At 58.1% G+C, this 25,816-nt stretch carries 25 protein-coding genes and 1 tRNA gene; 2 read left to right on the forward strand and 24 right to left on the reverse strand.

Annotation, left to right across the window (positions count from 1 at the left end; all coding sequences use genetic code 11):
- The first annotated feature begins 18 nt into the window (after positions 1 to 18).
- Positions 19 to 1,422: an aspartate ammonia-lyase gene (locus tag BQ5462_RS03245; RefSeq protein ID WP_071141996.1), complete on the forward strand. Its 1,404-nt coding sequence runs from the start codon at positions 19 to 21 to the stop codon at positions 1,420 to 1,422.
- A gap of 130 nt (positions 1,423 to 1,552) precedes the next feature.
- Here BQ5462_RS03245 and BQ5462_RS03250 read toward each other — a convergent pair.
- From BQ5462_RS03250 to BQ5462_RS03350, 21 genes are all read right to left on the reverse strand, one after another.
- Positions 1,553 to 1,629 (reverse strand) — tRNA-Arg (locus BQ5462_RS03250).
- Positions 1,630 to 1,749: 120 nt separating this feature from the next.
- Positions 1,750 to 2,358 carry a porin family protein gene (locus BQ5462_RS03255; protein ID WP_071141997.1) on the reverse strand — a complete coding sequence of 203 codons (609 nt, stop codon included), beginning with the start codon at positions 2,356 to 2,358 and terminating at the stop codon, positions 1,750 to 1,752.
- Between the two features lie 74 nt (positions 2,359 to 2,432).
- Positions 2,433 to 3,773 (reverse strand): branched-chain amino acid transport system II carrier protein, encoded by a 1,341-nt coding sequence (gene brnQ, locus BQ5462_RS03260; RefSeq protein ID WP_071141998.1) that lies wholly within the window; start codon positions 3,771 to 3,773, stop codon positions 2,433 to 2,435.
- A 10-nt stretch (positions 3,774 to 3,783) separates the two neighbouring features.
- The gene (locus tag BQ5462_RS03265; protein ID WP_071141999.1) at positions 3,784 to 4,539 is read right to left on the reverse strand and encodes an SDR family NAD(P)-dependent oxidoreductase; all 756 of its coding nucleotides are present in this window, start codon (positions 4,537 to 4,539) and stop codon (positions 3,784 to 3,786) included.
- Positions 4,540 to 4,642: 103 nt separating this feature from the next.
- Complete coding sequence (locus tag BQ5462_RS03270; protein ID WP_009015310.1) at positions 4,643 to 4,840, reverse strand: cold shock domain-containing protein; 198 nt, start codon at positions 4,838 to 4,840, stop codon at positions 4,643 to 4,645.
- A gap of 167 nt (positions 4,841 to 5,007) precedes the next feature.
- A complete protein-coding gene (locus BQ5462_RS03275) occupies positions 5,008 to 5,277 on the reverse strand; it encodes a GIY-YIG nuclease family protein (RefSeq protein ID WP_071142000.1) in 270 nt (89 codons plus the stop codon).
- Positions 5,274 to 5,741 carry a peptidylprolyl isomerase gene (locus BQ5462_RS03280; RefSeq protein WP_205407922.1) on the reverse strand — a complete coding sequence of 156 codons (468 nt, stop codon included), beginning with the start codon at positions 5,739 to 5,741 and terminating at the stop codon, positions 5,274 to 5,276. Before BQ5462_RS03280 ends, BQ5462_RS03275 begins: the two co-directional genes overlap by 4 nt.
- An 11-nt stretch (positions 5,742 to 5,752) precedes the next feature.
- Positions 5,753 to 6,769 carry a polysaccharide deacetylase family protein gene (locus BQ5462_RS03285; RefSeq protein ID WP_071142001.1) on the reverse strand — a complete coding sequence of 339 codons (1,017 nt, stop codon included), beginning with the start codon at positions 6,767 to 6,769 and terminating at the stop codon, positions 5,753 to 5,755.
- A complete protein-coding gene (locus BQ5462_RS03290; protein ID WP_071142002.1) occupies positions 6,766 to 7,623 on the reverse strand; it encodes an NAD(P)/FAD-dependent oxidoreductase in 858 nt (285 codons plus the stop codon). The genes BQ5462_RS03285 and BQ5462_RS03290 overlap by 4 nt, the downstream gene beginning before the upstream one ends.
- An 11-nt stretch (positions 7,624 to 7,634) precedes the next feature.
- Positions 7,635 to 8,213, reverse strand: a complete 579-nt coding sequence (locus BQ5462_RS03295) for a nitroreductase family protein (protein ID WP_071142003.1) — start codon at positions 8,211 to 8,213, stop codon at positions 7,635 to 7,637.
- Positions 8,214 to 8,237: 24 nt separating this feature from the next.
- Entirely contained in the window at positions 8,238 to 8,792 is a 555-nt protein-coding gene (locus BQ5462_RS03300; RefSeq protein ID WP_235819559.1) for a hypothetical protein, read from the reverse strand.
- 93 nt (positions 8,793 to 8,885) lie between these two features.
- Entirely contained in the window at positions 8,886 to 10,247 is a 1,362-nt protein-coding gene (gene pdxR / locus BQ5462_RS03305) for a MocR-like pyridoxine biosynthesis transcription factor PdxR (RefSeq protein ID WP_071142004.1), read from the reverse strand.
- A gap of 173 nt (positions 10,248 to 10,420) precedes the next feature.
- A complete protein-coding gene (locus BQ5462_RS03310) occupies positions 10,421 to 11,056 on the reverse strand; it encodes a V-type ATP synthase subunit D (RefSeq protein ID WP_071142005.1) in 636 nt (211 codons plus the stop codon).
- Between the two features lie 3 nt (positions 11,057 to 11,059).
- Positions 11,060 to 12,451 (reverse strand): V-type ATP synthase subunit B, encoded by a 1,392-nt coding sequence (locus BQ5462_RS03315; protein ID WP_071142006.1) that lies wholly within the window; start codon positions 12,449 to 12,451, stop codon positions 11,060 to 11,062.
- Positions 12,444 to 14,165 carry a V-type ATP synthase subunit A gene (locus tag BQ5462_RS03320; RefSeq protein ID WP_071142132.1) on the reverse strand — a complete coding sequence of 574 codons (1,722 nt, stop codon included), beginning with the start codon at positions 14,163 to 14,165 and terminating at the stop codon, positions 12,444 to 12,446. The genes BQ5462_RS03315 and BQ5462_RS03320 overlap by 8 nt, the downstream gene beginning before the upstream one ends.
- A 60-nt stretch (positions 14,166 to 14,225) precedes the next feature.
- Positions 14,226 to 14,552, reverse strand: a complete 327-nt coding sequence (locus BQ5462_RS03325; protein ID WP_071142007.1) for a V-type ATP synthase subunit F — start codon at positions 14,550 to 14,552, stop codon at positions 14,226 to 14,228.
- Positions 14,553 to 14,578: 26 nt separating this feature from the next.
- Positions 14,579 to 15,574 carry a V-type ATPase subunit gene (locus BQ5462_RS03330; RefSeq protein ID WP_071142008.1) on the reverse strand — a complete coding sequence of 332 codons (996 nt, stop codon included), beginning with the start codon at positions 15,572 to 15,574 and terminating at the stop codon, positions 14,579 to 14,581.
- A gap of 1 nt (position 15,575) precedes the next feature.
- Positions 15,576 to 16,184 (reverse strand): V-type ATP synthase subunit E, encoded by a 609-nt coding sequence (locus BQ5462_RS03335; RefSeq protein WP_071142009.1) that lies wholly within the window; start codon positions 16,182 to 16,184, stop codon positions 15,576 to 15,578.
- A 15-nt stretch (positions 16,185 to 16,199) separates the two neighbouring features.
- Positions 16,200 to 16,676 carry a V-type ATP synthase subunit K gene (locus tag BQ5462_RS03340; RefSeq protein ID WP_071142010.1) on the reverse strand — a complete coding sequence of 159 codons (477 nt, stop codon included), beginning with the start codon at positions 16,674 to 16,676 and terminating at the stop codon, positions 16,200 to 16,202.
- A 16-nt stretch (positions 16,677 to 16,692) separates the two neighbouring features.
- Positions 16,693 to 18,537, reverse strand: a complete 1,845-nt coding sequence (locus tag BQ5462_RS03345; protein ID WP_235819560.1) for a V-type ATP synthase subunit I — start codon at positions 18,535 to 18,537, stop codon at positions 16,693 to 16,695.
- 5 nt (positions 18,538 to 18,542) lie between these two features.
- On the reverse strand, positions 18,543 to 18,854 hold the full coding sequence (locus BQ5462_RS03350) for a hypothetical protein (RefSeq protein ID WP_071142133.1): 312 nt from the start codon (positions 18,852 to 18,854) through the stop codon (positions 18,543 to 18,545).
- A 281-nt stretch (positions 18,855 to 19,135) separates the two neighbouring features.
- Here BQ5462_RS03350 and BQ5462_RS03355 point away from each other — a divergent pair, with 281 nt between their 5' ends.
- On the forward strand, positions 19,136 to 20,065 hold the full coding sequence (locus tag BQ5462_RS03355) for a LysR family transcriptional regulator (protein ID WP_071142012.1): 930 nt from the start codon (positions 19,136 to 19,138) through the stop codon (positions 20,063 to 20,065).
- A gap of 127 nt (positions 20,066 to 20,192) precedes the next feature.
- Here the strand turns inward: BQ5462_RS03355 and BQ5462_RS03360 are convergent, their stop codons facing one another.
- The 3 genes from BQ5462_RS03360 to BQ5462_RS03370 all read right to left on the reverse strand — a co-directional run bounded on the left by BQ5462_RS03360 (position 20,193) and on the right by BQ5462_RS03370 (position 25,814).
- Positions 20,193 to 22,493: a hydratase gene (locus tag BQ5462_RS03360; protein ID WP_071142013.1), complete on the reverse strand. Its 2,301-nt coding sequence runs from the start codon at positions 22,491 to 22,493 to the stop codon at positions 20,193 to 20,195.
- A 400-nt stretch (positions 22,494 to 22,893) separates the two neighbouring features.
- Positions 22,894 to 24,087: an isocitrate/isopropylmalate family dehydrogenase gene (locus BQ5462_RS03365; RefSeq protein WP_071142134.1), complete on the reverse strand. Its 1,194-nt coding sequence runs from the start codon at positions 24,085 to 24,087 to the stop codon at positions 22,894 to 22,896.
- 305 nt (positions 24,088 to 24,392) lie between these two features.
- Positions 24,393 to 25,814 (reverse strand): MmgE/PrpD family protein, encoded by a 1,422-nt coding sequence (locus BQ5462_RS03370; RefSeq protein ID WP_071142014.1) that lies wholly within the window; start codon positions 25,812 to 25,814, stop codon positions 24,393 to 24,395.
- Positions 25,815 to 25,816: the final 2 nt, after the last annotated feature.

Raw genomic sequence — 25,816 nt, forward strand, 5'->3', positions numbered from 1 at the left:
TCAAGGAGGATTATGGCAATGAGTCAGCAAAAACTCGAACGTTTGGAAAGTGATTCTATCGGTAAGAAATACGTCCCCGCGGACGCTTATTATGGTGTGCAAACCCTGCGTGCCCATGAAAATTTCCATATTACCGGTCAATCCACCCATCCGACGATGATCAAAAGCCTGGCCCTGATCAAAAAAGCCTGTGCGATGGCCAATCGTCGGGCTGGCACATTGCAGCCTGCCAAGGCGGATGCCATCATAGCTGCCTGTGACAAAGTGCTGGCAGGTGAGTATCTGGACCAGTTCATACTAGACCCCATCCAGGGCGGTGCCGGTACCTCTCTCAATATGAATGCCAACGAAGTGATCGCCAACATCGCCATCGAACTGCTGGGTGGTGAAAAAGGAGAGTACACCCTGGTCCATCCCAACGATGACGTGAACCGGGGCCAGTCCACCAACGATGTGATCCCCACCGCCGGCAAGCTGACGGCCCTTTTCCTGCTCCAGGACCTGTACAGGAGCCTGCAGGCCCTGAAAGAGGCCTTTGCCCGGAAAGGCGTGGAATTTGATTCCGTGCTGAAGATGGGCCGCACCCAGCTGCAGGATGCTGTTCCCATCCGGCTGGGTCAGGAGTTCAAAGCCTATGCCACCGCGCTGGAGCGTGGTCTGAGACGGATCCGGTCCGCCGCTGCAGAAATGACTTCCATCAATATGGGGGGTACCGCCATCGGTACGGGAGTCAACGCCTCCCCGTCCTATTCCCGGCATATTGCAGAAGATCTTTCCCGGCTGACCGGATTTTCCTTTACCCAGGCTGCCGATTTGATTGATGCCACCCAGAACATCGACAGTTTTGCCTCCGTTTCGGGCAGCCTGAAGGACTGTGCCATCGCTCTCTCCAAGATTTCCAACGACCTGCGGCTCATGTCCTCCGGTCCCCGGACCGGCCTGGAAGAGATCAACCTGCCGGCCAGGCAGAACGGCTCCTCCATCATGCCCGGCAAAGTGAACCCAGTGATTCCGGAAGTGGTCAGCCAGGTGGCTTTCCGGATCGTAGGCAACGACACCTGCATCGCCATGGCCGTGGAAGCCGGCCAGCTGGAACTGAACGCCTTTGAACCGGTGGTATTCTATTCCCTGTTCCAGAGCATCGACACCCTGCGGGAAGCCGCCGATACCCTGCGGATCAACTGTGTGGAAGGCATCACCGCCAACCGGGAGCACTGCCAGCACCTGCTGAAAATGAGCGCCGGCATCGTAACGGCCCTGAGCCCCTACATCGGCTACGCCAAGGCCGCCAAACTGGCCAAGGAGTCCCTGGCCAGGAACATTCCTGTGGTGGAACTGGCCCGGCAGCGCCATTACCTGTCCGACAAACAGCTGGAAACCGTGCTGGATCCGTACAAAATGACCACGCCGGTAGCGCGGTAAAAGAGGGGCTGCGACAAAAGTCGCAACCCCTCTTTGGTTCAATGGCCAGCCGCCGAAGGAAGCCCTATGACTCCGGTAAAACAAAAAGGACTGTGGAAGATTTCCTTCCCAGTCCTTTTTCATTGCCATGTGGTGCGATTGGCGCGAGTCGAACGCGCGACCCTCTGCTTAGGAGGCAGATGCTCTATCCAACTGAGCTACAACCGCATAACACTGTTATTATAACAATTCTGCTGTATGAGGGCAAGAGGGGGGATGCAACGCCCCCGGTTCGTTCTTGAGAAGGCATAAAAAAACACTGCGGTACTTCCGCAGTGTTTTTGCCATTTAAAACTTATACGAAACCCCCACATTCACTTCGTGGGTCTTGGCATCGATATCACCCTTGAAATCTTTGTACTTGCTGTCGTTGTAGGATACGTTGGCTTCCCAGTTATCGGTGAAGGCATAGCCTACGCCCAGTTCATACTGGGTAATGTTATTGCCGGTACCGAACTTGGCCCAGCCAGTGGTCTTTTCCGTAATGGGCAGCCGACCCATGGCCCCAACCTGATACCCGCTGTTGTTGTCGTGGTAGCCATGCTGTTTGATCCGGTTCCGGACATAGCCGCCGTAGCCGTACAGATACGGGTTGAACTGGTAGATCAGGCTGACTTCATGGGACTGCACGGAGGCATCCTGATTGCCTTCGTGGGCAGAATACCGGTAATCCAGGCCCAGGTTGTCGGCGACCCCTACGGTGCCACCCACTCGATACCGGGAGTTGCCGTCATAATTGGTGGTATGCCCATCCTGTTTCCATTTCAGAGAAGTGCCCACTGTGACGTTGGCATCGATTTTTGCAGCGCCAGGAGCAATATTGGCCAGGGGAGAAGCACAGGCCACGGTCAAAGGCAGCAGACTCAGCACTGCAGTGGCCATCATCATTTTATTCATGGGAAATCCCTCCTTCAATGGATTCAACTACTCACTTATCCATTATACACGCTTTCATCAATTTTCGCAAAAATTCAGGCTTTCTGCCCCGAAAACTTCACAACTGCCACGGCTGCCACCAGGGCCGCCAGAGCGGGCAGCAGCCAGCTCATGCCCAGGCTGAACAGGGGCAGCTGATGATAAAGTCCCAGCAGGCTCTGGACGGCGCCCAGGTTCTGTACGCCTTTGGGCAGGGCACTGAGCATATCCCCGAAGGCTGCAAACCCGGCCAGCACCATGGGCCACCGGTACAGACGCCGATCCTTCCCGAACAGAGCACAGGCAAAAGCACTGAGGATCAGGGTAATGGCCATGGGATACAGAAGCATCAGGATGGGGACGGCCAGCTGGATGATCTGGGTCAGCCCCACGTTTCCGATCAGGAAGGAAACCCCGGCTACCAGTACACAGCAGGTCCTGTACCCCGGTTTCCCCGGGAACAACTCCATAAAGGTATTGGAACAGGCTGTGATCAGGCCGATGGCCGTTTTCAGGCAGGCAAAGGTGACAATGGCCGCCAGCAGCACGCCCCCAACAGATCCAAAATAGGCATGGGTGATCTGGGCCAGGGCGATGCCCCCGTTGGCGCTGATGGGCAGCCGGCCCACACTGGAGGTGCCCAGCCAGGTGATCAGGGTATAGAGCAGGGCCATGAGAAAGACCACGATGGCCCCCACCTTCAGCAGATCTTTGGTGATGTTCCCGGTGTCGGTGATGCCCAGGTTCTTCAGGGTATCGATCACCACCACAGAAAAGGCCAGCATGGCCAGTACGTCCATGGTGTTATACCCTTCCTTGAAACCGGTCAGGAAAGCATGGGCCACGTAGTCCCCCTGGGGCAGGGCGCTGCCCATGCTCCCCATGGGATTCAGCAGAGCGGCGGCCATCAGGATGGCCAGGAACACCAGGAAGATGGGATTCAGTCCCTTGCCGATGTACACGATCAGTTTGGAGGGTTTCAGAGAAAACAGCAACCCCACCCCCATGAATACAAAGGTAAAGATTGCCAGCAGCAGAGGCTGCTCGCCGACAAAAGGAGCAATCCCGATCTGGTAGGAGACAGTGGCCGTCCGGGGCAGGGCGAAGGCCGGACCGATGGTCAGATACAGCAATACCGTAAAGATTTTGGCAAAGGTCGGATGCACATTCCCGGCCAGCTCTTCCAGGCTGGCGCTGCCTGAGAGCCCGAAGGCAATCAGAGCCAGGAAGGGCAGGAAGACCCCGGTGGAAATGAAGCCGAAATTGGCCCTCCAGAAATGGGAACCGGCCAGCTGGCCCATGTGTACCGGAAAGATCAGGTTCCCGGCGCCGAACAGCATCCCGAACAGCATGGAACCTACAAAGACATATTCTGCACCTGTCAGTTTCTTGTTCATGGTTCCCTCCTTATTTCGCGGTGAGCCCGCCGTCCACGGGAACAATGGAACCGGTCATGAAGCCGTTCAGCGGCGACAGGATGGAGCAGATCACATGAGCCACTTCCTCCGGTTTGCCGATGCGTCCCAGGGGATAGACGGAAGCCATACTTTCCAGGGAATAGCCGCCTTCTTCCAGCTGTTTCTGCACCAGAGGTGTATCCACATCGCCGGGGCATACACAGTTCACCCGGATCCAGGGAGCCAGATCCAGGGCCAGTGCCCGGGTAAAGGCTACCACAGCGCCCTTGGCAGCGGCGTACAGGCTGCAGCCGTAGTTCCCTTCCAGGGCAGCGTCAGAGGCGATATTCACGATGGAGGGACCTTCATCGGCAAAATGGGGCAGCAGTTGCTGGGTCAAGAACAGCGTACTTTTCACGTTCCCATCCATGAGGCGGTTGTAGTCATCTTCGGTGATGTCCTGCAGGGGTTTCTCCTGATACAGCCCGGCACTGTTCACCAGGAAGTCCAGTTTTTTCCCGTCTTTTCCCACAGTTTCAGCCACTTTCCGGCAGCCCTCCAGGGTGCTCAGGTCGGCCTGGACATAGAGGGCTTCCCCCTCCCCGCTCTCCAGCTCAGTCAGTGCTTTCTGCCCTTTTTCCGCATCCCGGCCCACCAGGCAGACGGACGCACCCTCCCGTACCAGATTCCGGGCTACAGCCAGACCGATGCCGGAGGTACCCCCGCTGATGACGCCCCATTTTCCTTCCATACCATACTTGATCATATTTTTCCTCCTTTGCTGGATATTCCTGTCTCAAATGAAAGAGGGGATACCGCCGAAGCGATATCCCCTCTGTGCAGCTGGTTGCTTGATGCAGATTTATATCTTACAGTTTCACAACGTTAGCAGCTTGTTCACCACGGTTGCCTTCGACAACGTCGAATTCTACAGCCTGGCCTTCTTCCAGAGTCTTGAAGCCTTCACCCTGGATTGCGGAGAAATGAACGAATACATCACCGCCATCTTCCCGTTCAATGAAACCATAACCCTTTTCAGCATTAAACCATTTAACTTTGCCAGTCATCTTACATTGGCCTCCTAAAAATTATTGCGAAAAACGATCCAACTATATGTGATACCTGCATGAGTTCAACATTCAGTAAGTCCGTGTTTTCTGTGTTCCATTCTAGCATACCGGGGGGAGATTTACAAGCAAAAGAATTGTCAGAAGTCCCTTTCACCTTGAACTTTTTATGATATTTTCAGAGGTTTTCGAGAAAACTGGTGAACCAGCTCTTCTTTTTGTTTTTTTGCCAGCTGCTTCAGGGCATACTCCCGCTGCAACGCCGCACTTTTGTCGGGCAGCTCCTCATAATAGACCATGGCCACCGCCTTGAAAGCCCGGGTATATTTGGCCCCGGACCCGCTGCGGTGCATGGCCAGCCGATGGGCCAGGTCGTTGGTCCAGCCGGTATAGAGGGCGCCGTTGGCACAGCGCACCATGTACACGTAAGCACTCATGCTTCCACGATTTCCACCTTTTCCATGACCACGTCCTGCAAAGGCCGGTCAGCAAAGTCCGTGGGGGTGGAACCGATCTTGTGGACCACATCCATGCCTTCAGTGATCTTGCCGAAGATGGCGTGATGGCCATCCAGCCAGGGGGTAGGTACCAGGGTGATGAAAAATTGGCTGCCGCCGGTATTGGGACCTGCGTTGGCCATGGACAGGATGCCTTCGCTGTCGTGAGCCAGGCCGGGCCCGAATTCATCGTCGATGGCGTAGCCGGGACCGCCCATGCCAGTACCCGTGGGATCGCCCCCCTGGATCATGAAATCATCGATGACCCGGTGGAAGATCACACCGTCATAAAAGCCTTTTTTCACCAGCTCCATGAAGTTGGCAGCCGTTTTGGGCGCCTTGTCCTCGAACAGTTCGGCGGTAAAATCGCCCAGGTTGGTATGGAAATGCACATGTTTGTTCATTATTTTCACCTCTAAAATTCCTTGATGACAAGATCGGACAGGTCCAGCGGTTTACGGCCGCCGGGACCGGGTCCCTGCAGGTCGACCAGGGCCAGGAGCTGTCCCTGTTCAGTAATATAAAAATTGTCCGGCTGGAGCCGGGTCCCTGTCCCCAGTGTCTCCACCCGTGCCTGGAGAGCCTCCTGCTGCTTGTTGCCCAGAAAATGGTTCAGGGTCAGCCGTTTGCCCGTGGTCAAATCGAACACCAGGGCATACTGCAGATCGATTTTCTCCGCCCGCAGCAGGGCGGGATCCGCCCCGCCCTGCAGAGGAGACACATAGGCGTATTTTTTCAGCCGGGCCCAGCTGGCCAGGTTGTTCACCTCACTGACCGGAAACATCCGGTACAGGATGGGCGGCGCCGTGAAGACAATGCTCAGCAGGTTGTTCCGGTTGTAAGTCACCTGGCATTGAAGGGCACTGCCCACCGGCCCGGTCATATACCGGAACACCCCGATGTAGTTGCCCAGTTCCTGGTTGATCCGATCCTGGGCCTGGGGGGTGACTTCCCCTGTCACCTGGGGATAGGTGGTCTCATACGCATCCTTCGAGATCTTCAGGTTCTCCCGTTTGGTGGTGGCAGAAGCCCCTGGCCGGGCCGGTACCGTGTACCAGCCGGTGATTCCATCCCGGGTGGCCACCTTGGCCCATTCCAGGCCGTTGATCTCCCGCTTTCCGAAGATCATGCCCCGGGCCCCGGCCGGAGCCTGCCGCAGGATGGTCTCCGGCTTTTCCTCCGGCAGATTCCGCAGGTACCCGCCGGTGAACTGGATCCGTTCCATGGAATGCTGCCGGGTGACGAATTCCACCCGGGCCCCCTGGGCGCCCTCCCCGGGAGCAATGGCCTTGGTCTCCTGGCCCCGGCTTTCCTGGGTCATTGCCTTTTGGGGCAGTTCTCCGGCCGGTTCCGGCCTGGCCTGTTCCTGACAGCCGCTGAACAGCAGACACAGGCAAAAAGCCAGGATCCCGGCAGCATTGCGCTTCCTCATGCCCGTTTCTCCTGCAGCCACGATGCCGCAGAAAGCAGCGCTTTCTGGCCTTCCCCGGCAGCCTTGTTGATCTGCCAGGGGTAGCCGGCAGCGTCTCCGGCTGCAAACACCCCGGGTACAGAGGTCCCCAGTTTCTCATCCACGCGGATGAAGGAACCATTCAGTTCCAGGCCAGGCAGGAGTTTTTCCAGAGGATCCGTCTCCCGCAGGATGAACAGCCCGTCCAGGGGCTCTTTTCCTGCCGTGGTCTGAAGCCCGGTGACTTTTTCATCTCCCAGGACTTCCTGTGGCTGTCCCTCCATGGGCTGGATGTTCTCCGGATGCGCATCCGGCACCGGACAGGAAGACCACACCTTCACCTTTTGCGCCAGGCCTGCCAGAAATTCCACCTCTTCCCAGGCAGACGGCAGGTTGGTGATCACCCCGATGGTCTTTCCCTTATACAGATACCCGTCACAGGTGGCGCAGTAACTGACTCCCCTGCCCAGGAAGGCACTTTCCCCCGCCAGGGAATGGCCATGGGCCACCCCGGGGCAAAGTATGATGCTCCGGGCCTGGTATACATCCCCTGGTGTGGCAAGGTAGAACGCACCCTCCAGGGGCATGATGTTCAGGACCTTGTGGGGTACCACTTCCGGCCTGCCGGCTTTCATGTGGGCCACAAAAGCGTCCATCAGCGCTTCCCCCGATTGATCCGGAAGTCCCAGATAATTCTTCACCTGTTTGCTTTTCCGCAGGGCCAGGCCAAAATCGCCGGTATCGAACAGCACCGTGGAAAGAGACCGGTTGGCAGCTGTCACCGCTGCACTGCAGCCCGCCGGACCGCCTCCCACAATGGCTACATCATATACCATGGCACCTCTCCTTACTTTTCAGTCAAAACTGTCTCCAGAGGCAGTTTGGGGACGTAGTAATCCCGTTCTTCATCCACATAATAGGCCAGAGGCTTTCCTTCCTCAGCCGGCACCAGGGTGCTCTTGTGGCTGGGATAGCCCAGGGCCAGTACCACACTCACTTCCAGCCCTTCCGGCAGTTCCAGCAGAGCCGCGATCTTCGCCCGGTCCACTGCGGCCAGGATGGCGCTGCCCACCCCCTGCTGCCAGGCGGTGATGGCCATGGCATCCAGGGCAATGCCCAGATCGATGTTGCTGATGACGGGATTGGCATCCCCGGGTTTGGTCACTACGATAAAGGCCACCGGCTGTTCCTCTTCCTTCGGGGTCCCGATTTCCTTCGGCAGCGCGGCTGCCCAGTGGAGCATGGGCTGCATGGCCTTCACGTTTTCCGGCTGGGTCACGGACACATACCGCAGCACCTGGCCATTCCGGCCGCAGCTGCGCTGTCGGGCCACATCCACCAGATTACGGACCAGTTCCCGGGGAACCGGTTTCTGGGTAAAGCGCCGGTACGTCCGGCAGGTCTTATAAGATTCAGCTAGTTCCATCTATCCCATCTCCTTTTGTTTCGTTCATTCCACGCCCACAGCGTAACCGTTTTCCCCGTCCGCCTGGATGGTCAGTACATGGGGTGCCTGTGCCAGGAACAGCACAGCCTCCTGCTGACGGATCTGCAGGGGACTGTTGAACACATCCACAGGGGCAAAACCGGCCACCGGCAGGATCCGGATCACGCCCAGGGCATCTTCCCCGATGATGGCCACATCATTCAAATGGGTCCGGCCCGTGCCCCTGTGGCCATAACTCAATACCAGGATATCCTGTTTCCCCGGACGGAAGTCCAGTTTGTACAGGGCATACTCCACACCCTTCTGGAACGTGGCCAGGCCCACGCCATCCTCCACCTGCCAGCCCAGTACCAGCACCTTTTCGCCTCCGGCCGATCCGGTCAGGCTGGCACTGATCTTTTTGGGCTGCCCTTTGGTAAACTCCACCGTCAGGGAAGGCTGCAGCTGTCCGTTGCTGCTCAGGTTGTAGCGGGGCGCAAAATATTGGGCAGCGTCTGCTGCCTGTACGCCCAGGCCCAGCAGCAGCGCAGCGAGAGCCATGTCTCTCAGGATTTTCATAGCGACACCTCCTGCAGTGGATACCATCCTTGATTTTTCCCATCTTTGTATTATACCGTAGAAAACAGGGAAAACACAATTGCCAGTTCCGGTTCAGCCTGCCTCCAGGGCCATTTTCAGAGCCCGGACCCCGGCCTGGATCTTTTCTCCGGCGATACCCGCGAAGGAAAGGAGGAATTCGGGCCATTTTCCGGAGGTGGGCCCCTTCACCGGGATGATTTTTACCCCTCCCATCAGGGCCTTCCGGGCCAGTTCCTCCGCCGTACCCGGCAGGTGCAGTGCGATGTGCAGATGGAGTCCGGAGCCATAGCTCAAAAGCTCCACCTGCTTGCCGAATCCCTGCAGCAGTGCGGTCTGCAGCTGCTGGCTCTTGCTCCAGTAGGAGTTCCGCAGTTTCCGGATATGCCGGGTAAGATGTCCTTCTGCAATATAAGAGGCCAGGGCCAGCTGTTCTACCGTGGAAGAGGTCTGGTTGTACCGGTCCGCAATGGAACGGTAGCCATTCAGAAGCTTTTCCGGCAGCACCAGATAGCTGATGCGCAGGGAGGGGAGCAGGGTCCGGGAAAACGACCCCAGGTAAATGATCTGCTCCCGATTGCCAAAGCTGTGGAGAGCTGGAATAGGCTGGTGCAGATAGCGGAACTCTCCGTTGTAGTCGTCCTCCAGCAGGTACACCCGTTCCAGCTGGGTAGCCACGATCAGATTGTTCCGTTCCCGCTGCGTCAGGGCCCGTCCCTTGTAGGGATTGGTGGGCGAGATCATGAGCAGCCCGGGCCAGTCGGCCTTGGGATTCCCCGGGTCAAAGCGCCGGGTCTCCCATCCCATCAGGTGGAAAATCTGCTCTGCCTGGGGAAACCCGGGTGCTTCCAGGCCCACGGCCTTTTCTGTCAGGGGCAGCAGGGGCAGCAATACCAGGAGCAGGGTCTGGAGCCCGGCTCCCACCAGGATCTGTTCCGGCCGGCACACCACACCCCGGGAGGCATAGCTGTACCGTGCTAGTACCTGGCGCAGTTCCGGCTCACCCTGAGGATCCCCATACCCGGCGATGGAAGAGGGATTGCGCAGCACCGCGTTCAGGCATCGCCGCCAGATCACTGTGTCAAAAGTAGAGGTATCGATGTAATTGTTGGAGAAATTATAGAGTACGGCCGGTCGTTTTTCTTCCGGCTGTTCCGGCACCGTTTCCGTATCGCTCTCTTCCCGGGGCACATACTCCGCCACCTGATACCCCCGGTTGGGCAGGTTGTGTACCACCCCCTGGTCGATCAGGATCTGATAGGCCGCTTCCACCGTGGTCCGGCTCAGCTTCAGGTTCCGGGTCAGCTGACGGATGGAGGGCAGGAACTCTCCGCTCACCAGATGTCCCTGGGCGATTTCCTGCCGAAAGTACCGGGCCAGCTGTTTGTACAAAGGACCCTGTCCGTCCTGTGCCCGAAAGGTAAAGATAGTCGCCATCGCCGTACTCCTTTTTTCCATCGTTGTAGAAGAAAAATATCATCACGGCTATTATAGCATAATTGAGAAATGAGCCAGAGGCGAATTCCCTCTATCGGCTGAAGGCTAGTGACTGGAGACAAATGACTTGCAAAAAAGAGGGTGCCGCATTGCGGCACCCTCTTTGCTTCCGTTTATGCCTGTTTCGCCATGATTTCTTTGGCTTTCATCAGGCGCACCGTACTGGCTCTTTCGTTTTCGCTGAGCTTCATGGTGATGTACTTGATGCTTTCCTGCATTTCCGGGATCATGACGTATTCCAGGGCATTCACCCGCCGGCGGGTCTTTTCGATTTCATCTGCCAGCATGTTGCAGGTTTTCTCCACCTGGGCCAGCTCCAGCAGATCCGGCAGGCAGGTGGTCAGTTCTGTCACGGCCGTATCCAGTTCCCCGGTGGTGAACACGAAGGAATAGGGTACCTGGGCGGCGTCATCCGCCGTAGCCCCCGTGTAGGTCAGCGTGGGCACATCTACGCTCATCACATTCTTGCTCCCCACTTCGAACTCGGCACTCCGGGCCGGGTAGAGCAGCGCTTCGTCCATGGTCAGGGACCCCATATGGGCCCGGGCCACCACGAAATGATGGGACACATTCTGCAGGGCTTTTTCCATCTTCACCCGCAGTTCGTGGTTCCGGCGGATATAGATCATGAACTGCCGGACCATTTCGTCCCGTTTGTCTTTCAGCAGTTTATGCCCCCGGACGGCGGTGGCCAGCCGGCGTTTCAGCCGGGTCAGCTCCATCCGGGTCGGATTTACGTTCGTAGCCATGGGTTATTCCCCCTCGCTGCCGTCCGCCGGTTTGTAGTATTTATCCAGGTATTCATCCCGGATCCGTTTCAGTTCACTGCGCGGCAGGATGCCCAGCAGTTTCCAGCCCAGATCCAGGGTTTCCTCGATGGACCGGTTGGTCCGATAGCCCTGGGAAACGTATTCCCGTTCAAAGGCATCGGCAAATTTGGCATACAGTTTATCCACCTTGCTCAGGGCCGAATCCCCCAGGATGGTGGCCAGTTCCTTGGCCTGTTTCCCACGGGAGTAGGCAGCAAACAGCTGGTTCATGGTATCGGCATGGTCTTCCCGGGTCTTACCCTTGCCCACGCCTTTATCCTTCAGACGGGACAGGGACGGCAGCACGTCAATGGGTGGTGTCAGCCCCTTCCGGTACAGTTCCCGGCTCAGGATAATCTGGCCTTCGGTGATATACCCGGTCAAGTCGGGGATGGGGTGGGTCTTGTCGTCTTCCGGCATGGACAGGATGGGGATCATGGTGATGGACCCCTTCTTGCCCCGGATCCGGCCAGCCCGTTCGTACATGGTGGCCAGGTCCGTATACAGATAGCCCGGATAGCCCCGGCGGCCCGGCACTTCCTTACGGGCAGCAGACACTTCCCGCAGGGCGTCAGCATAGTTCGTAATATCGGTGATGATGACCAGTACGTGCATATCCAACTCGAAGGCCAGATATTCGGCAGCGGTGATGGCCATACGAGGCGTTGCGATCCGTTCGACAGCCGGGTCATTGGCCAGGTTGATGAACATGACGGCACGGCTCAAAGCGCCGGTCCGGTTGAAGTCCTGCATGAAGAAGTTGGCTTCTTCAAAGGTGATCCCTACAGCCGCGAACACCACGGCGAATTTTTCGTCGGTGCCCCGTACTTTGGCCTGCCGGGCGATCTGGGCAGCCAGCTGGGCATGGGGCAGACCGGAACCGGAGAACACCGGCAGCTTCTGGCCCCGGACCAGGGTGTTCAGGCCGTCGATGGCGCTGATCCCGGTCTGGATGAATTCAGACGGATATTCCCGGGCGGCCGGGTTCATAGGTTCGCCGTTGATATCCTTGTATTCTTCCGGAATGATGGCCGGGCCCCCGTCAATGGGTTTGCCCATGCCGTCGAACACACGGCCCAGCATGGAGGGAGCCACCCCCAGCTGGATGCCGTGGCCCAGAAAACGGGCTTTGGCGGTAGAGGGCTGCAGGCCCTGGGAATCTTCGAACAGCTGCACCATGGCTTTGTCCCCGTCCACCACCAGGACCTTGCCGTTCCGGACTTCCCCGTTGGCCTGATGAATTTCCACCAGTTCATCGTAGGTGACGCCTTTGACCTGGTCCACCAGCATCAGAGGGCCCACCACTTCACGGATGGTCTTGTAATCCTTACGCATCTTGTTCACCCTCCTCCGTCAGTTCAGTAAAGGCCTGTTCCAGTTCCTGGTTCAGCTGGGCGAACTTTTCCTTCCGTTCACTTTCCGGAATATACTTGGCACGGCCGATCTGTTCCCGGATGGGCATTTCGATCAGCTTGTCCAGTTTCACATGCTTCGTCATGGCATCCAGGGCCTTTTCGTACCAGGTGATGATCAGCTTCAGCATGTCATACTGTTTTTCCAGGGACGTATAGGTATCCACTTCGTGGAAGGAGTTCTGGTGCAGGAAGTCTTCCCGGATGGACCGGGCGCATTCCATGGTGATCCGGTCTTTAAAGCCCAGGGCATCGATCCCTACCAGACGGACGATTTCGTTCAGGCTGGATTCTTCCTGGAGGATTTCCATGGCGGTCCCCACCAGTTTGGACCAGTCAGGCGCCACTTTTTCATCGTAGTATTTCCGCAGCCGGTCGGAATACAGGGAATAGCTCTGCAGCCAGTCGATGGCCGGGAAATGACGGGCATAGGCCAGGGCGGAGGACAGACACCAGAACACCTTGACGATCCGCAGGGTTGCCTGGGAGACCGGTTCGGAAATATCCCCGCCGGGAGGCGATACGGCCCCGATGGCGGAAACAGCGCCGACCCGCTGGTCCTTACCCAGACATTCCACTTCGCCGGCCCGTTCGTAGTATTCGGCCAGACGGGAAGCCAGGTACGCCGGATACCCTTCTTCACCGGGCATTTCTTCCAGACGGGAGGACATTTCACGCAGGGCTTCGGCCCAGCGGGACGTGGAGTCAGCCATGATGGCCACTTTGTAGCCCATGTCCCGATAGTATTCGGCGATGGTAATACCCGTATAAATGGACGCTTCACGGGCGGCCACCGGCATATCGGAGGTGTTGGCGATCAGCACCGTCCGCTTCATCAGCGGCAGGCCGGTGCGGGGATCCTTCAGGGCCGGGAATTCGTTCAGTACGTCGGTCATTTCGTTGCCCCGTTCGCCGCAGCCCACGTACACGATGATGTCTGCGTCAGCCCACTTGGCCAGCTGGTGCTGGATGACCGTCTTGCCGCTGCCGAAAGGTCCGGGCACGGCGGCCACGCCCCCTTTGGCAATGGGGAACAGGGTATCGATGACCCGCTGCCCGGTGACCATGGGTTCTTCCGGAGGCAGCTTCGTCTTATAGGGCCGTGCCACACGGACCGGCCATTGCTGCAGCATGGGGTATTCCTTCACTTCGCCCTTGCTGTCCTTCAGTTTGTACACCGGGTCCAGGATGGTGGCTTCCCCTTCATAGACCCATTCCACCGTGCCGCTCTTGCCGGGAGGCACCATGATCTTGTGCAGTACGGCTGGGGTTTCCTGCACTGTACCGATCACATCGCCGCCGCTGACGGCATCGCCCACTTTGGCCACGGGCACGAACTGCCATTTCTTTTCCCGGTCCAGCTTGGGTACTTCCACGCCCCGGCTGATCCGGTCTCCGGCCAGTTCATAGATTTTTTCCAGAGGACGCTGGATCCCGTCGAAGATACTTTCGATCAGGCCGGGGGCCAGTTCCACACTCATGGGAGCTCCGGTGGATTCCACCGGTTCCCCCGGGCCCAGGCCGGCCGTTTCTTCGTAGACCTGGATGGAAGCTTTATCGTCACGAAGCTCGATGACTTCACCGATCAGGCGCTTGTCACTGACGCGGACCATATCATGGAGCTGCACGTCCTGCATCCCTTCGGCGACAATCAGCGGGCCGGATACTTTTACGATCTTTCCACTCACGATTGTTCCCTACCCTTCCTTGAATAGAATATCGGCGCCCACTGCTTTTTCCACGTTTTCCCGGACACGCTTCAGGCCCAGCCCCAGGGACTTGCTCCCGGCGGGAATGGGGATGATAGCGGGAAAGGTAGCGGTAGCATATTCGTCGATCACTGCCTGGGCCTTCTGGGCCGCGATTTCCGTGATGTAGATCACGGCGTAGCCCTTGTCGGCCAGGTGGTGGATCCTGCGCTCTATCTGTTCTTTTTCTTCTTCGTAGAATACATCGAACCCTACGGCTTTGAAGATCATCACGGAGCTGGGATCACCGATCACTGCAATTTTTTTCTTTTCCATATGGTTGCCTCCCATGCTTCCTGTGATCAGGCGTAGACATCCGGCAGCTGGGGTTCGAACCCGCCCTGGATGGCCCCGAAGATCATCCGCAGGGCTTCCGCCTCGGTTTCCCGGGCTTCCAGGTAGCCTACGATGGGCCCCAGGGAATGGGTATCCCATTTGGCCCGGCGCAGGATCAGATTCAAGCCTTCCTTCATCCGTTTGGGGATGACGGCCAACTCGTTCGTCTGTGCAAATTCATTGATGGCCTGGACCAGTTCTGCCCCGTGGCTTCCCTGGTTCAGCCGTGCCCCCAGCTGTTCCGGCGGCACGTCCAGGCTCTCTTCGAACACCGTTTTGGGGATGTCCCCACAGTCCACCAGGACCAGCCGCAGCTGGGACAGTTCCCAGTGCAGGTTCTGGGCCCGGATCAGGCTGATGGTGTTCTGGTAATCGGCCCACAGGGAAAAGTAGTTCCGGATGAACCCATTTTCCTTTTTCCGGTCCAGTACCTCTTTGGCCTGGCGGAACAGGGCTCCGTCCAACTGAGCGCTGAGCCGGAAAGGATCCGCCTCCCGGGCCAGGTCCGCTTCGATCTGGTTCAGGGTCTCATTGTAGATCGGCGGCAGATCTTCGTAATATTTGGTCTGGACCATATCCTTCAGCAGGGACAGGTCGAAATTCCCTCCCTCCCGCAAGATGCCATCAGCGGACGTTCCCAGCAGCCGGCCCTTCAGCAGGGCCTTCAGGTTGTGGGTATCCACCGGCAGCAGGAACAGACCGGTCAGTTCCGCATCCGGGGTCAGTTCCCGGATCCGTTTCCGGGTCAGCTGGAGCTGATCCCGGATGATGAAGTCGATTTCTCCCAGGGCGATTTCCTGTTCCGTGGCCACGTTCTCTCCGTAGCCGGTCTCCAGCAGCAGCTTCATGGCTTCCTTCGTGGTGGAAGCCTCCGCAATGCGCCGGAGCTGGGCTGCGGTGAGCAGATGGGTGGACAGGACACTGATCCGGCCCAGGGCATATTCATAACTGGGCTGGGGCATATTACTTCACCTCCGCGCCAAACAGAAGCTCTGCTACGCGATATTCCTCCCCGGTCCGTACCTCTTCCAGCAGGGTGGCAAAAGAGCCATCGTAATCACAGGTTTCTCCCTGGATCAGCAATCCATCGGAAAAATCCGCCGGAGTGTCAGACAGGGTCAGTTTGCCTTTTTTGCCCGCCTGTTTCAGGGCGGCGTTGATCCGGTCCAGGAAGCCGTCTTCATACCGTTTCCGATCCTTGGCCGGTACCACCAGGGTTTCGTGGCCGGTCAGATCCGCACTGAGGATGATCCGGCCGATCAGGTCCTTCCACTGGTCTTCCGGCAGGTCCGCCAATTGTTTGGCAGCCCGGTCGAAAGCCTCCTGGAGGACCTGCCGTTTGCTGGCCAGGTTCTCTTTCCGGCTCTGCAGTTCCGCAATCAGCTGCAGCCGTCCCGCAGCCTCCCTGGCATCCACCTGGGATTTGGCCTGGATTTCCCGGACTTCCTCCTGGGCCTTGGCCAGGATCCGGTCTTTTTCCTTCTGGGCTTTATCCCGGGCTGCTGCCCCGATGGCGGCCGCGTCCTGCTTGGCTTCTTCTTCAATTTTTTGAATGATTTTATCGCCAGACACGACAGTCACCCTTTCTTATAATTTGATCCCGTTCACCATGATGAAGGAGATCAGCAGGCTCAGCACAGCGTAGGTTTCAACCATAGCCGTCAGGATGATGCCTTTACCGGTTTCTTCCGGACGTTTGGCCGTCAGGTAGATGCCGGAGGCAGCCACTTTGCCCTGGTAGATGGCGGACAGCAGGCCGCCGATGCCCATGGGCATGGCTGCGAACAGGTAGGCCAGGCCCTGGAACGTGGTCAGATCTTTCACGTTGCCGTCGATGACGCCCAGGTTCAGGATGATGATGAAGGCGATCAGCAGACCGTAAATGCCCTGGGTACCGGGCAGAGCCTGCAGCACCAGCACGTTACCGAATTTATCCGGGTCTTCACTGACCACGCCGGAAGCGGCCTGCCCGGCGATCCCTACGCCGATGGCACTGCCAACCCCTGCCAGAGCTGCTGCCGTTGCTGCGCCGCTAAATGCCAGAGCTGTTCCTAAAGTAATCATAATGAATTATCCTCCCTTATTTCGTAATATCCGTAAACTTGGTCCGGAGTGCCAAGGGCAGGAACGCCCGGCCGCCGGCTTCATAGAACTTGCCGAAGAACTCGATGTACTGCAGACGGCTGCTGTGCACGAACGCACCCAGCACGTTGATGATGATATTGAAATAGTGGCCGGCCAGAAGGACGAGGATGGCTGCCACGATGCCCACAGGGCCCGCGCTCCACAACATCTGGGCCACGGTATTGATGACCATGGCGATGACGCCGGTGGCCAGCCCCAGGGCGAAGATCCGGGAATAACTCAGCAGATCGCTCAGGTAGCCGCTGATGTTGTACAGGGTCAGCAGGCCGCCCAGCAGACGGCTGACGATGCCCTTCTTTTCCCGTCCGCCGAACAGGATGATGATGCCCGCACCCAGCCAGGCCAGGTACTTGCCGATGGGCCCCGGTACCAGGGCCATTAGGAAGAAGCCCAGGAACATGATGAGCCAGCTGATCTGGTCACAGACCGCACCCATCACATCCCCATCCCGCAGCAGCATGTAGACTTTCACCAGCATACCGGCCACCAGATGGATGGCGCCCAGGCCGAAGCACAGGGCCAGCATCTTCAGGGGCTCCTTCATGGGCACGAACAGTAACGGTTTCCATTCCAGGCCGAACCAGCCGCCGAACATGGCCCCCCACAGCACTGTAGAAATGCTGCCGAAGAAGATGACCAGGGCCAGCTGCCGGGCAAAACCCGTGGGTTTGAATTTCTTCAGGGCGAAATACAGCATCACCGTCAGGACCAGTCCATAGCCCGCATCCGACAGCATCATTCCGAAGAAGATGAAGTGGAAAGGCGCCATGATCAAATCCGGGTCGATGGAACCGGCCTTGGGCAGGGAATACAGTTCCACTACGCTTTCGTAGGGTTCCACCAGTTTGCCGTTTTCCAGCACCGTGGGCGGAATCTCGCCCTCTGCCGGGTCGGCAAAGGTGAGCTGGTAGGCATCCGTCACGCTCTGGATGACTTTCTCCACCCGACGGGTCCGGTCCTTCCGTACCCAGCCCTGGACCTTGAAAGCACTCACCGTTTCCACGCCCCCGTTCTGGAGCCGTTCGTGGGTGGTGCTCAGCTGATCGTAATACAGTTCCACCTGCTGCTTCCGGGGCAGGATGTCCTTGGTTTCCTGCTGCAGGCGGGCGATCTTATCCTCCCGTTCTTTGGCTTCCTGGAGCAGTTCCTGCTGGACCTGGGCCGCCGTGCCGCTGCGTTTGGGCAGCACCGCCTCACTGAAGTCATGTTCCTTCAGCAGGTGTTTCACCGCTTCCTCGTCCCGGTTATAGGCCAGTACCACCAGGGCCCGTCCATCCTGGCCGTCCCCGTAGGTCTTCCAGTCAGCCAGCAGCTTGGCCATACCTTCCTGGAACGCCGACAGCTCTTTTTCCGGAAGGAAGCCCACATGGCAATGGGTGGTTTCCGTAAAGCTCAGCTGTTCCAGGGGGATATCCAGCTGCAGCCAGGGCTGCAGGCTTTCGGCCTGGGTCCTGAGGGCCGCCGCTTCGCTCTCCAGAGAAGCGATTTTGCTGGCCGTGGTATCCAGCTGTTCTGTCAGACGTTTTCCTTCTCCGGTTTCCTTCAGGAAATCCGGATAGGAGACCTGTTCCTTCTGGGGGAACAGGGGATTTTTGGCCCCGTTCTGCACCAGGAACTGGAGCACTGCCCCGGTCTTATCCAGTTGGGCGCTGACAGTTTCGGCTCCGGGCAGGGCCTTGCTTCCTGCTTCCGGTTCCAGCATGACGCTGCCGTCCTTCTGCAGGGCCAGCAGCAGGGCATCGCGATCGGCCTTCAAGGCGTAGAGCGTTAGTTTTTGCATTGGGACTAACATTCGATCACGACCTTCTTCATAATGTACTGCACGGCCTGGTCCAGGTTCTTCCGGGCTTCCGCCGCCTGGGCTGCATCTCTGGCCCGGTTCTCTTCCACCAGGGCATCGGCTTCCTTCTTCGCCTGGGCTTCCGCCTGGGCAATGGCTTCAGCAGCCTGTTTCCGGGCTTCCGCAATCAGGGCTTCTGCCTCTTTATGGGCTTCCGCCTGGGCATCCCGCACCGTGTTCCGGGCATCCAGGGTGGCCTGTTTCTTCAGTGCATCCGCCTTCTGCTCGGCATTTTTGATGTCTTCCAGCATGGACATGGTCTCACCACCTTTTTCTTCCCACTCAGGGACTTTCATAGAGAAATTCCCTGTACAACTTCCAGGGTCAATGAAATCACTGGTACAATATAAGTATTCAACAAGAGAACAAAAAATCCTGCTGATGTGCCTATATGATTTCATTATACTATACTGTACCCGTTTTTGTAACATTAATTTTAGTCTTTTTTACAGTATTTTTACAATTTGTACCATTATGCAACTATTTTTCATTTTATGATAAAATAGATTAATAAGGATCAATGGAGGGAGGGTCGCTGGTGGATTTTCGCGAATTGCAATATGTGGTCACGGTGGCCGATTGCCGGAACGTGACCCAGGCTGCCAGACAATTATATATTTCCCAGCCTTCCCTGAGCTATGCCCTGGGCCAGATTGAAAAAGAAATGGGTGTAAAGCTGTTCGACCGTTCCCGGCAGCCCCTGGCTCTTACGGACGCCGGCCGCATCTACGTGAAAATTGCCCGGGAGATTCTCCAGAAACGGACGGAACTGAAGGACCGGCTGGCCGATCTGAAAGACGGCCGGGGCGCCCGGATCAGCCTGGGGATCCCGGCAGAACGGGCCGGTTTCATGCTGCCTCCCATCATCAACCAGTTCCGGTCCCGGTTCCCCGATTCGGAATTTGCCATCCAGGAAGCCGGTACCCGAAAACTGCTGGAAATGCTCCAGAACAACAAAGTCACCTTCCTGATCTGTCCCCTGGACGCCCGGGAAGTACCGGTATCCATGACCTGGGAACTGATTTACCGGGAAACCATCCAGCTGATCGCTGCCCCGGATGCCTTCACCGAGGATATGTTCCTGGACAGGGACCACCGGCTGGTGGATTTGCACAAGCTGGCTTCCATGCCTTTCATCGGCATCAAGAAAGCCCACTCCATCAACTGGAAGGTCCAGGAGATCTTCCGGGAGTACGGAATCGCTCCCCATACCCTGATGGAAGTGGACAGCAGCTCCACCGCTGCCCAGCTGGGTGCCTGCGGCCTGGGCTTCACCCTGGTGCCCCGCCGTGCCCGGAAGATCCTGGGGCCGGACGCAGACCGCTGCTGCTACGAATATTCCCCCACCCCCGTCCAGTGGGAAATCAACGCCATCTACAAAAAAGGCGCCTACCTGAACAAGGCCGAACGGTATTTTCTGGATCTGCTGAAAGAGTATTTCCAGAAGGAAACCACCGTCCAATTATAAACCAACACGGAAAAAGCCTTTGCACCGAACTTCGATGCAAAGGCTTTTTCCGTGTTGGTTTCAATCTATGGTTTGGGAAAATCGGGGTCGGGCCGAGAGGGCGGCCCTTCCCCCGACGGTACGCGGTTTACAGCCCCTTCCTGGCCCGGTTGAAGTTGATCAGGCAACCGGCCTTGATGATGGCTTTTTCTTCCTCATTCAGGGGTTTGATGTACAGGCTGATGGGGACGGCGGAACCCTTCTTCACCACATAAGCCTTGATGTCCTGCATATCCCCAGCCAGGGCTTTCCGGACTTCCGGTACGTAGATGTAGTCACCCACTTCGAAATCCTTGGGTTCCCCTTTCAGATGGAAGGGCAGCATGCCCCAGTTGATCACATTGCTGCGATACCGTTTCGTGGCATAGTCCTGGGTGATGTTGGCCAGGGCCCCGATGACCCGCTGGCAGCTGGCAGCCTGTTCCCGGGCGGAACCGTCGCCGGGTTTGTTGGCATAGATAGTGGAGCCAATTTCCGTGTTGGCCAGGGTGGCATTGCCGGGCAGATCCTTCAGTCCGTCGAACACGGCCTTCAGGTCAGCATCGTCAGCCGTTACATCCTTGCCGGCTTCCCGTGCCACTTCCACTTCCTTCACTGCCTTGGTGCGACCCACATAGCCCGGATCCCGGCGGCTCAGGGTGAATTCGGCCAGGCCCAGAGGGTTGGACCGGTAGGAGGACGTTTCCCCGGAGGGGATCAGTTCGTCGGTGGTGGTCACCGGATCCAGGATCTTGGAGCACACCTTCAGCAGGATGTTCTCACCCAGTTTGGGCAGCGTCGGCCAGTCTTTGATATTCGGCCCGTAGACCAGTTCCTTCTTCGTGTCCGCTTTGCCAAAGCCGTAGTACACACGAGCCTTGTACGGGCTTTCGTCGAAGTGGTATTCCGGCACATCGCCGAAGGCCTCGGCATATTCCTCGGCAGAGGTCAGCCGGCCGTTGTTGGCGGCGGTGGCAGCGATGCTGCGGGCATCCATCAGGGCGACGGCAGCCATCTGGCCCTGGCCCGGTTTGGAGCCTTCCCGGTTCGGGAAGTTCCGGGTGGTGTGACGGATGGACAGGCCGTTGTTGTTGGGGGTATCGCCGGCGCCGAAGCACGGTCCGCAGAAGGCGGTCTTCACAACGGCCCCGGAGGCCATGAGTTCCGTCAGATAGCCTTTGCGCATCAGGTCCATGTACACGGGCATGGAGGAAGGATAGACGTTCAGGGCGAATTCTCCGGCCCCGATGAACTTGCCTTTCAGCAGATTGGCGGCTTCCACCACGTTGGTGTAGTTCCCGCCGGCGCACCCGCCGATGACGCCCTGCTGCACCTGCAGCTTGCCGTCTTTGGTGATCTTGTCACGCAGGGTAAAGGTGGCACGGCCCTGGGCCACTTTGGCAGCGGCTTTTTCCGTTTCGGCCAGGATGTCGTCCAGGTTGGCATTCAGTTCGTCGATTTCGTAAGCGTTGGACGGATGGAACGGCAGTGCGATCATGGGTTTGATGGTGGACAGGTCGATGGAGACTACGCCATCGTAGTAGGCTACGTCAGCCGGGGTCAGTTCCTTGTAATCGGCTTCCCGGTTGTGTTCCTTCAGGAACTTGTGGGTATCCTCGTCGGTCCGCCAGATGGAGGACAGGCAGGTGGTTTCCGTGGTCATCACGTCCACCCCGTTCCGGTAGTCGGTGGTCATGCTGGCTACGCCGGGTCCAACGAATTCCATGACTTTGTTCTTCACATAGCCGTTCTTGTACACCGCACCGCAGATGGCGATGGCGATATCGTGAGGGCCGACCCAGGGTTTGGGAGTGCCGGTCAGGTACACGGCCACCACGCCGGGATACGGGTTATCCCAGGTGTCGCCCAGGATTTGTTTGTCCAGTTCGCCGCCGCCTTCGCCCACGGCCATGGTGCCCAGGGCGCCATACCGGGTATGGGAGTCGGAGCCCAGGATCATCTTGCCGCAGCCGGCGTACATTTCACGCATGTACTGGTGGATGACGGCCACATGGGGCGGTACGTAGATGCCGCCGTATTTCTGGGCAGCGCTCAGGCCGAACAGGTGGTCATCCTCGTTGATGGTGCCGCCCACAGCGCACAGGGAATTGTGGCAGCAGGTCAGGATGTAGGGCATGGGGAATTTATCCATGCCGGAAGCCTTGGCCGTTTGGATGATGCCCACGTAAGTGATATCGTGGCTGGTCAAATCGTCGAAGCGGATTTTCAGATCATCCATGTTGTCGTTCAGGTTGTGGTTTTTCAGGATGCTATAGGCGATGGTGCCTTTTTTGGCTTCTTCTTTAGAGACCTTGCGGCCCAGCTTTTGTTCGACGGCAGCGACTTCCTCTTCCGGAATCATTTCGGTGCCGTGGAGCAGGTAGCCCCCGTTCTTGTACAGTTCGATCATGATGTTCCCTCTCTCTTTCACAAGTGATTTTCCCGTAACAGCTCCGGAACGTCACCGGAGCCTTTCTGTTGTTTTCCCTTTCGATGGCTCCATTATATGAGATTTATCAGGCAATTCCCAATACTTGTACTCCTATAGAAGGTATTGGAGAGATTCTATGGGGCAGGAGACGGAACGCCTCCTGCTGAGAAGTCAGAACGCCCCTGACGGGGCTTTCAGATGTCAGACATCAGCTTGTATAGCGATAAAACGCACTCTCTTTGTGCTTGTCGTAACAAGCTGACATCTCGAGGCCCGGCAGGGCCGAGTCTGACTTCTGACATCTCTGATTCTTATTCTGCCGTTTTTGCACAAAAAAGCCCCATCCCAAACAGGATGAGGCTTTCAATTTCTGGACTTTTTAGTCAAGGTTTTTCAGCGTATCCAGCAGGTAATCGGTGAATTCTTCTGCGGTAGCGCCGTCTTTGTCCGTGGTGATGACCACTTTCTTTTCCGTACGGGTGCAGATATCCAGAGCCTTCACCAGCTTTTCCTTCTTGTCGGCGTAGCCGATGTGGCTGATCATTTCGCCCATGGCCCGGATCAGGCTGCAGGGATCGGCGTACTGGGCCCGGTGGTGCTGTACCAGGAAGTTTCCCACCCCGTGGATGGCTTCGAACAGGGCGTACTGGTCGCCGATGTTGGAGGAGCTGGCCGTGCCCAGGCCGCCCTGGTATTCGGCAGCCACGTCAGTGACGATGTCCCCGTACAGGTTCGGCAGCAGGAATACCTGCATCCCTTTGGTGAATTCCTGGTCCGTGATCTTGGCGGCCATGGCATCCACCAGTTCTTCCCGGACGGTGATGCCCGGATATTCTTTTTCCACCTGGTGGGCCATCTTCAGGAAGTTGCCGTCCACCAGTTTCACAATGTTGGCCTTGGTGACCACGGTCACATTGGTCTTGCCGTTGTTCTTGGCGAATTCAAAGGCAGCCCGGCAGATCCGTTCGGCGCCGGGGCGGGTCAGGACCTTGAAGTCCACGGCCAGGTCATCGTTTACCTGGATGCCCTTGTTGCCCCAGATGTATTCCCCTTCGATGTTCTCCCGGAAGAACGTCCAGTCGATGCCCTTTTCGGGGATCCGCACCGGCCGTACAGCGGCATACAGCTGCAGGGCCCGGCGCAGCAGGCTGTTGGCGCTGACCATGTTCGGCCAGGGATCACCGGCCCGGGGCGTCACGAACGGTCCCTTCACCAGCACGTCGCAGGCCTTGCAGGCTTCCAGCACTTCCGGCGGCAGGCTTTCGTTCTTTTTGGCCCGTTCTTCGATGGTCATGCCCGGGATGGTCCGGAATTCCACCTTGCCTTCGGCCACTTCTTCGGCCAGCAGGTATTTGGCCACCCGCAGAGCCTGTTCCATGATGTAGGGCCCGATGCCGTCGCCGGGCAGGATGCCCACGGTGATGTGGCTCAGTTTCTTGAAGTCCTTCCGGGCCGGAGCGTTCTTGATGGTTTCGATCCGTTTGAAGTCCTCCCGAATCAGAGCGCCGAAACGTTCCATGGCCTTGCGGATGACTTCTTCCTGTGCCTGTTCGTCATATTCCTTCTGATTCATGATTTCCATGGTATACTCTCCCTTTCTCTCAAGCCACCGTCCGCTTCCACAGCACCGGGGGCAGCTGTTCCTTTTGATGGTTCCAGTTTATCCGATTGTTCAGAGCATTTCCAATACTTGTACTCCCATAGGGGATATTGGAGGGATTCTATGGGAGTTGATATATTTTGTCCTCCCCTGAAAGGGGAGGAGGACCAGCCAAATGGCTGGTGGAAGGGTCCCACACCCGATGTGAGACCCCCTACCCGCAAGCGGGTCCTTTCCCCCTTTCAGGGGGACACTGGGCTCACAGCCTGCAACACACCTTACACCTCCGGCAGCTTTTCCGCTTCCGGCAGGCTCAATAACTTCCTCGCCACCTGGGCGGCCTGGTGGGGATACACATTGGCCAGTAACCCCTCCGCCTTCTGCAGGGCCGCCTCCTCGCTGAGGGGCTTCCGGTACGACCCGGTGGGGTCCTGGATGAACTGCCCCAGCACCCGGCCGTCCTTCAGCTGTACCTTCACCCGGCAGCTCCAGTGGTCCGGGTAGGCCGCCGTCAGGTCCGCCGCCTCCCGCACCCGGATCCGCCCCAGCATCGTCTGGATGGCCGGGTCCGCCACTTTTTCCGGGGTGAACAGGCTCTGGTCCACCTGCCCCAACAGCATAGCCCCGGCCAGGGTAAAGGGCAGGGAGAACTTGGCGTCCAGGGGGTTCTGAGGATGCAGGCACCCGTCACTGACGGCGCACTGCTGGTACCCGATCTTATACGTTTCTGCCTCCAGGCTCACCACGCTGTCCAGGATCCGCTGCTCCGCATCTGCCAGAAGCAGCATCCCCTCTCCCAGGATGGCCTTCCGCAGGGACAGGGCGCCGTCGATGCCCGCATGGGCACTGCGACAGCAGGGATACGGCTTCATATCCATGTTCAGGATTTCCCAGGTAGTCCCCAGGCCTTCCGTCAGTTTCTCCAGGTGGCCGCCGTCACTCATGGCATTCAGCAGTCCCCCGTCTTCCGCCTCCAGCACGTGGACCGGACCCTGCATGCCATAGCGGGCCAGATAGGTGCAGCGCAGACCGGTCATGGCCGCCTGCCCCGGGTTCAGCACCTTGGAGTTCGTGCCGTCCCCCAGGAACGCCCATACCCCCGTGGTCTGGGACCCGGCCAGTCCCAGGGCCGAAGCCGTTCCTTCCGCATCGAGGCCAAGCAGATGGGCACAGGCCGCTGCCACCCCGAACGTGCCGCAGGTGGCCGTGGCATGCCAGCCCCGTTTCCGGTGGGCCGCCACTCCGAAGGCCATGCCCACTCGGTGGGCCACTTCGTAGCCGGCCACCAGGGCGGTCAAAAAATTCTTCCCCGTGCTGCCCAAGGCGTGGCCCAGGCACCAGGCCGCCGGGATCATACTGGAGGAGATGTGGGTCTTGGACCCGGGATGCACATCGTCCAGTTCCAGGGTATGGGCCAGCATGGCATCCAGCATGGCCGCCTCCGTCACGGACCATCTTTCCTCCAGGGGCTGTCCCAACAGGGCCACCCCCGTGCGCCGGTTTTCCGGATCCAGGGCCCGCAGGGCCTGTTTCATTCTTTCCACCAGCGGGTCACCCACGGCCCCCAGGGCCACGCTGATCAGATCCAGGGCCCGGTAGACTGCCGCCTGCTGTACTGTTTCAGGGAGCCCATCCCAAGAAAGGCTGGCCGCAAATGCAGCCAGCTTTCCCAGAGGTGCCTCCCGCACCGTTTGTTCCATTA

Origin of the sequence: Acidaminococcus timonensis (genome assembly GCF_900106585.1) — a bacterium.
GTDB classification, from domain to species: Bacteria; Bacillota; Negativicutes; order Acidaminococcales; family Acidaminococcaceae; genus Acidaminococcus; species Acidaminococcus timonensis.

Excerpts from the sequence above, each read along its gene's own strand:
- BQ5462_RS03245 (WP_071141996.1), top strand. The coding sequence starts at position 19 with ATGAGTCAGCAAAAACTCGAACGTTTGGAAAGTGATTCTATCGGTAAG.
- BQ5462_RS03255 (WP_071141997.1), bottom strand. The coding sequence starts at position 2,358 with ATGAATAAAATGATGATGGCCACTGCAGTGCTGAGTCTGCTGCCTTTG.
- brnQ (WP_071141998.1), bottom strand. The coding sequence starts at position 3,773 with ATGAACAAGAAACTGACAGGTGCAGAATATGTCTTTGTAGGTTCCATG.
- BQ5462_RS03265 (WP_071141999.1), bottom strand. The coding sequence starts at position 4,539 with ATGATCAAGTATGGTATGGAAGGAAAATGGGGCGTCATCAGCGGGGGT.
- BQ5462_RS03270 (WP_009015310.1), bottom strand. The coding sequence starts at position 4,840 with ATGACTGGCAAAGTTAAATGGTTTAATGCTGAAAAGGGTTATGGTTTC.
- BQ5462_RS03275 (WP_071142000.1), bottom strand. The coding sequence starts at position 5,277 with ATGAGTGCTTACGTGTACATGGTGCGCTGTGCCAACGGCGCCCTCTAT.
- BQ5462_RS03280 (WP_205407922.1), bottom strand. The coding sequence starts at position 5,741 with ATGAACAAACATGTGCATTTCCATACCAACCTGGGCGATTTTACCGCC.
- BQ5462_RS03285 (WP_071142001.1), bottom strand. The coding sequence starts at position 6,769 with ATGAGGAAGCGCAATGCTGCCGGGATCCTGGCTTTTTGCCTGTGTCTG.
- BQ5462_RS03290 (WP_071142002.1), bottom strand. The coding sequence starts at position 7,623 with ATGGTATATGATGTAGCCATTGTGGGAGGCGGTCCGGCGGGCTGCAGT.
- BQ5462_RS03295 (WP_071142003.1), bottom strand. The coding sequence starts at position 8,213 with ATGGAACTAGCTGAATCTTATAAGACCTGCCGGACGTACCGGCGCTTT.
- BQ5462_RS03300 (WP_235819559.1), bottom strand. The coding sequence starts at position 8,792 with ATGAAAATCCTGAGAGACATGGCTCTCGCTGCGCTGCTGCTGGGCCTG.
- pdxR (WP_071142004.1), bottom strand. The coding sequence starts at position 10,247 with ATGGCGACTATCTTTACCTTTCGGGCACAGGACGGACAGGGTCCTTTG.
- BQ5462_RS03310 (WP_071142005.1), bottom strand. The coding sequence starts at position 11,056 with ATGGCTACGAACGTAAATCCGACCCGGATGGAGCTGACCCGGCTGAAA.
- BQ5462_RS03315 (WP_071142006.1), bottom strand. The coding sequence starts at position 12,451 with ATGCGTAAGGATTACAAGACCATCCGTGAAGTGGTGGGCCCTCTGATG.
- BQ5462_RS03320 (WP_071142132.1), bottom strand. The coding sequence starts at position 14,165 with ATGCAGGACGTGCAGCTCCATGATATGGTCCGCGTCAGTGACAAGCGC.
- BQ5462_RS03325 (WP_071142007.1), bottom strand. The coding sequence starts at position 14,552 with ATGGAAAAGAAAAAAATTGCAGTGATCGGTGATCCCAGCTCCGTGATG.
- BQ5462_RS03330 (WP_071142008.1), bottom strand. The coding sequence starts at position 15,574 with ATGCCCCAGCCCAGTTATGAATATGCCCTGGGCCGGATCAGTGTCCTG.
- BQ5462_RS03340 (WP_071142010.1), bottom strand. The coding sequence starts at position 16,676 with ATGATTACTTTAGGAACAGCTCTGGCATTTAGCGGCGCAGCAACGGCA.
- BQ5462_RS03345 (WP_235819560.1), bottom strand. The coding sequence starts at position 18,537 with ATGCAAAAACTAACGCTCTACGCCTTGAAGGCCGATCGCGATGCCCTG.
- BQ5462_RS03350 (WP_071142133.1), bottom strand. The coding sequence starts at position 18,854 with ATGTCCATGCTGGAAGACATCAAAAATGCCGAGCAGAAGGCGGATGCA.
- BQ5462_RS03360 (WP_071142013.1), bottom strand. The coding sequence starts at position 22,493 with ATGATCGAACTGTACAAGAACGGGGGCTACCTGCTCCACGGCACCGAA.
- BQ5462_RS03365 (WP_071142134.1), bottom strand. The coding sequence starts at position 24,087 with ATGAATCAGAAGGAATATGACGAACAGGCACAGGAAGAAGTCATCCGC.
- BQ5462_RS03370 (WP_071142014.1), bottom strand. The coding sequence starts at position 25,814 with ATGGAACAAACGGTGCGGGAGGCACCTCTGGGAAAGCTGGCTGCATTT.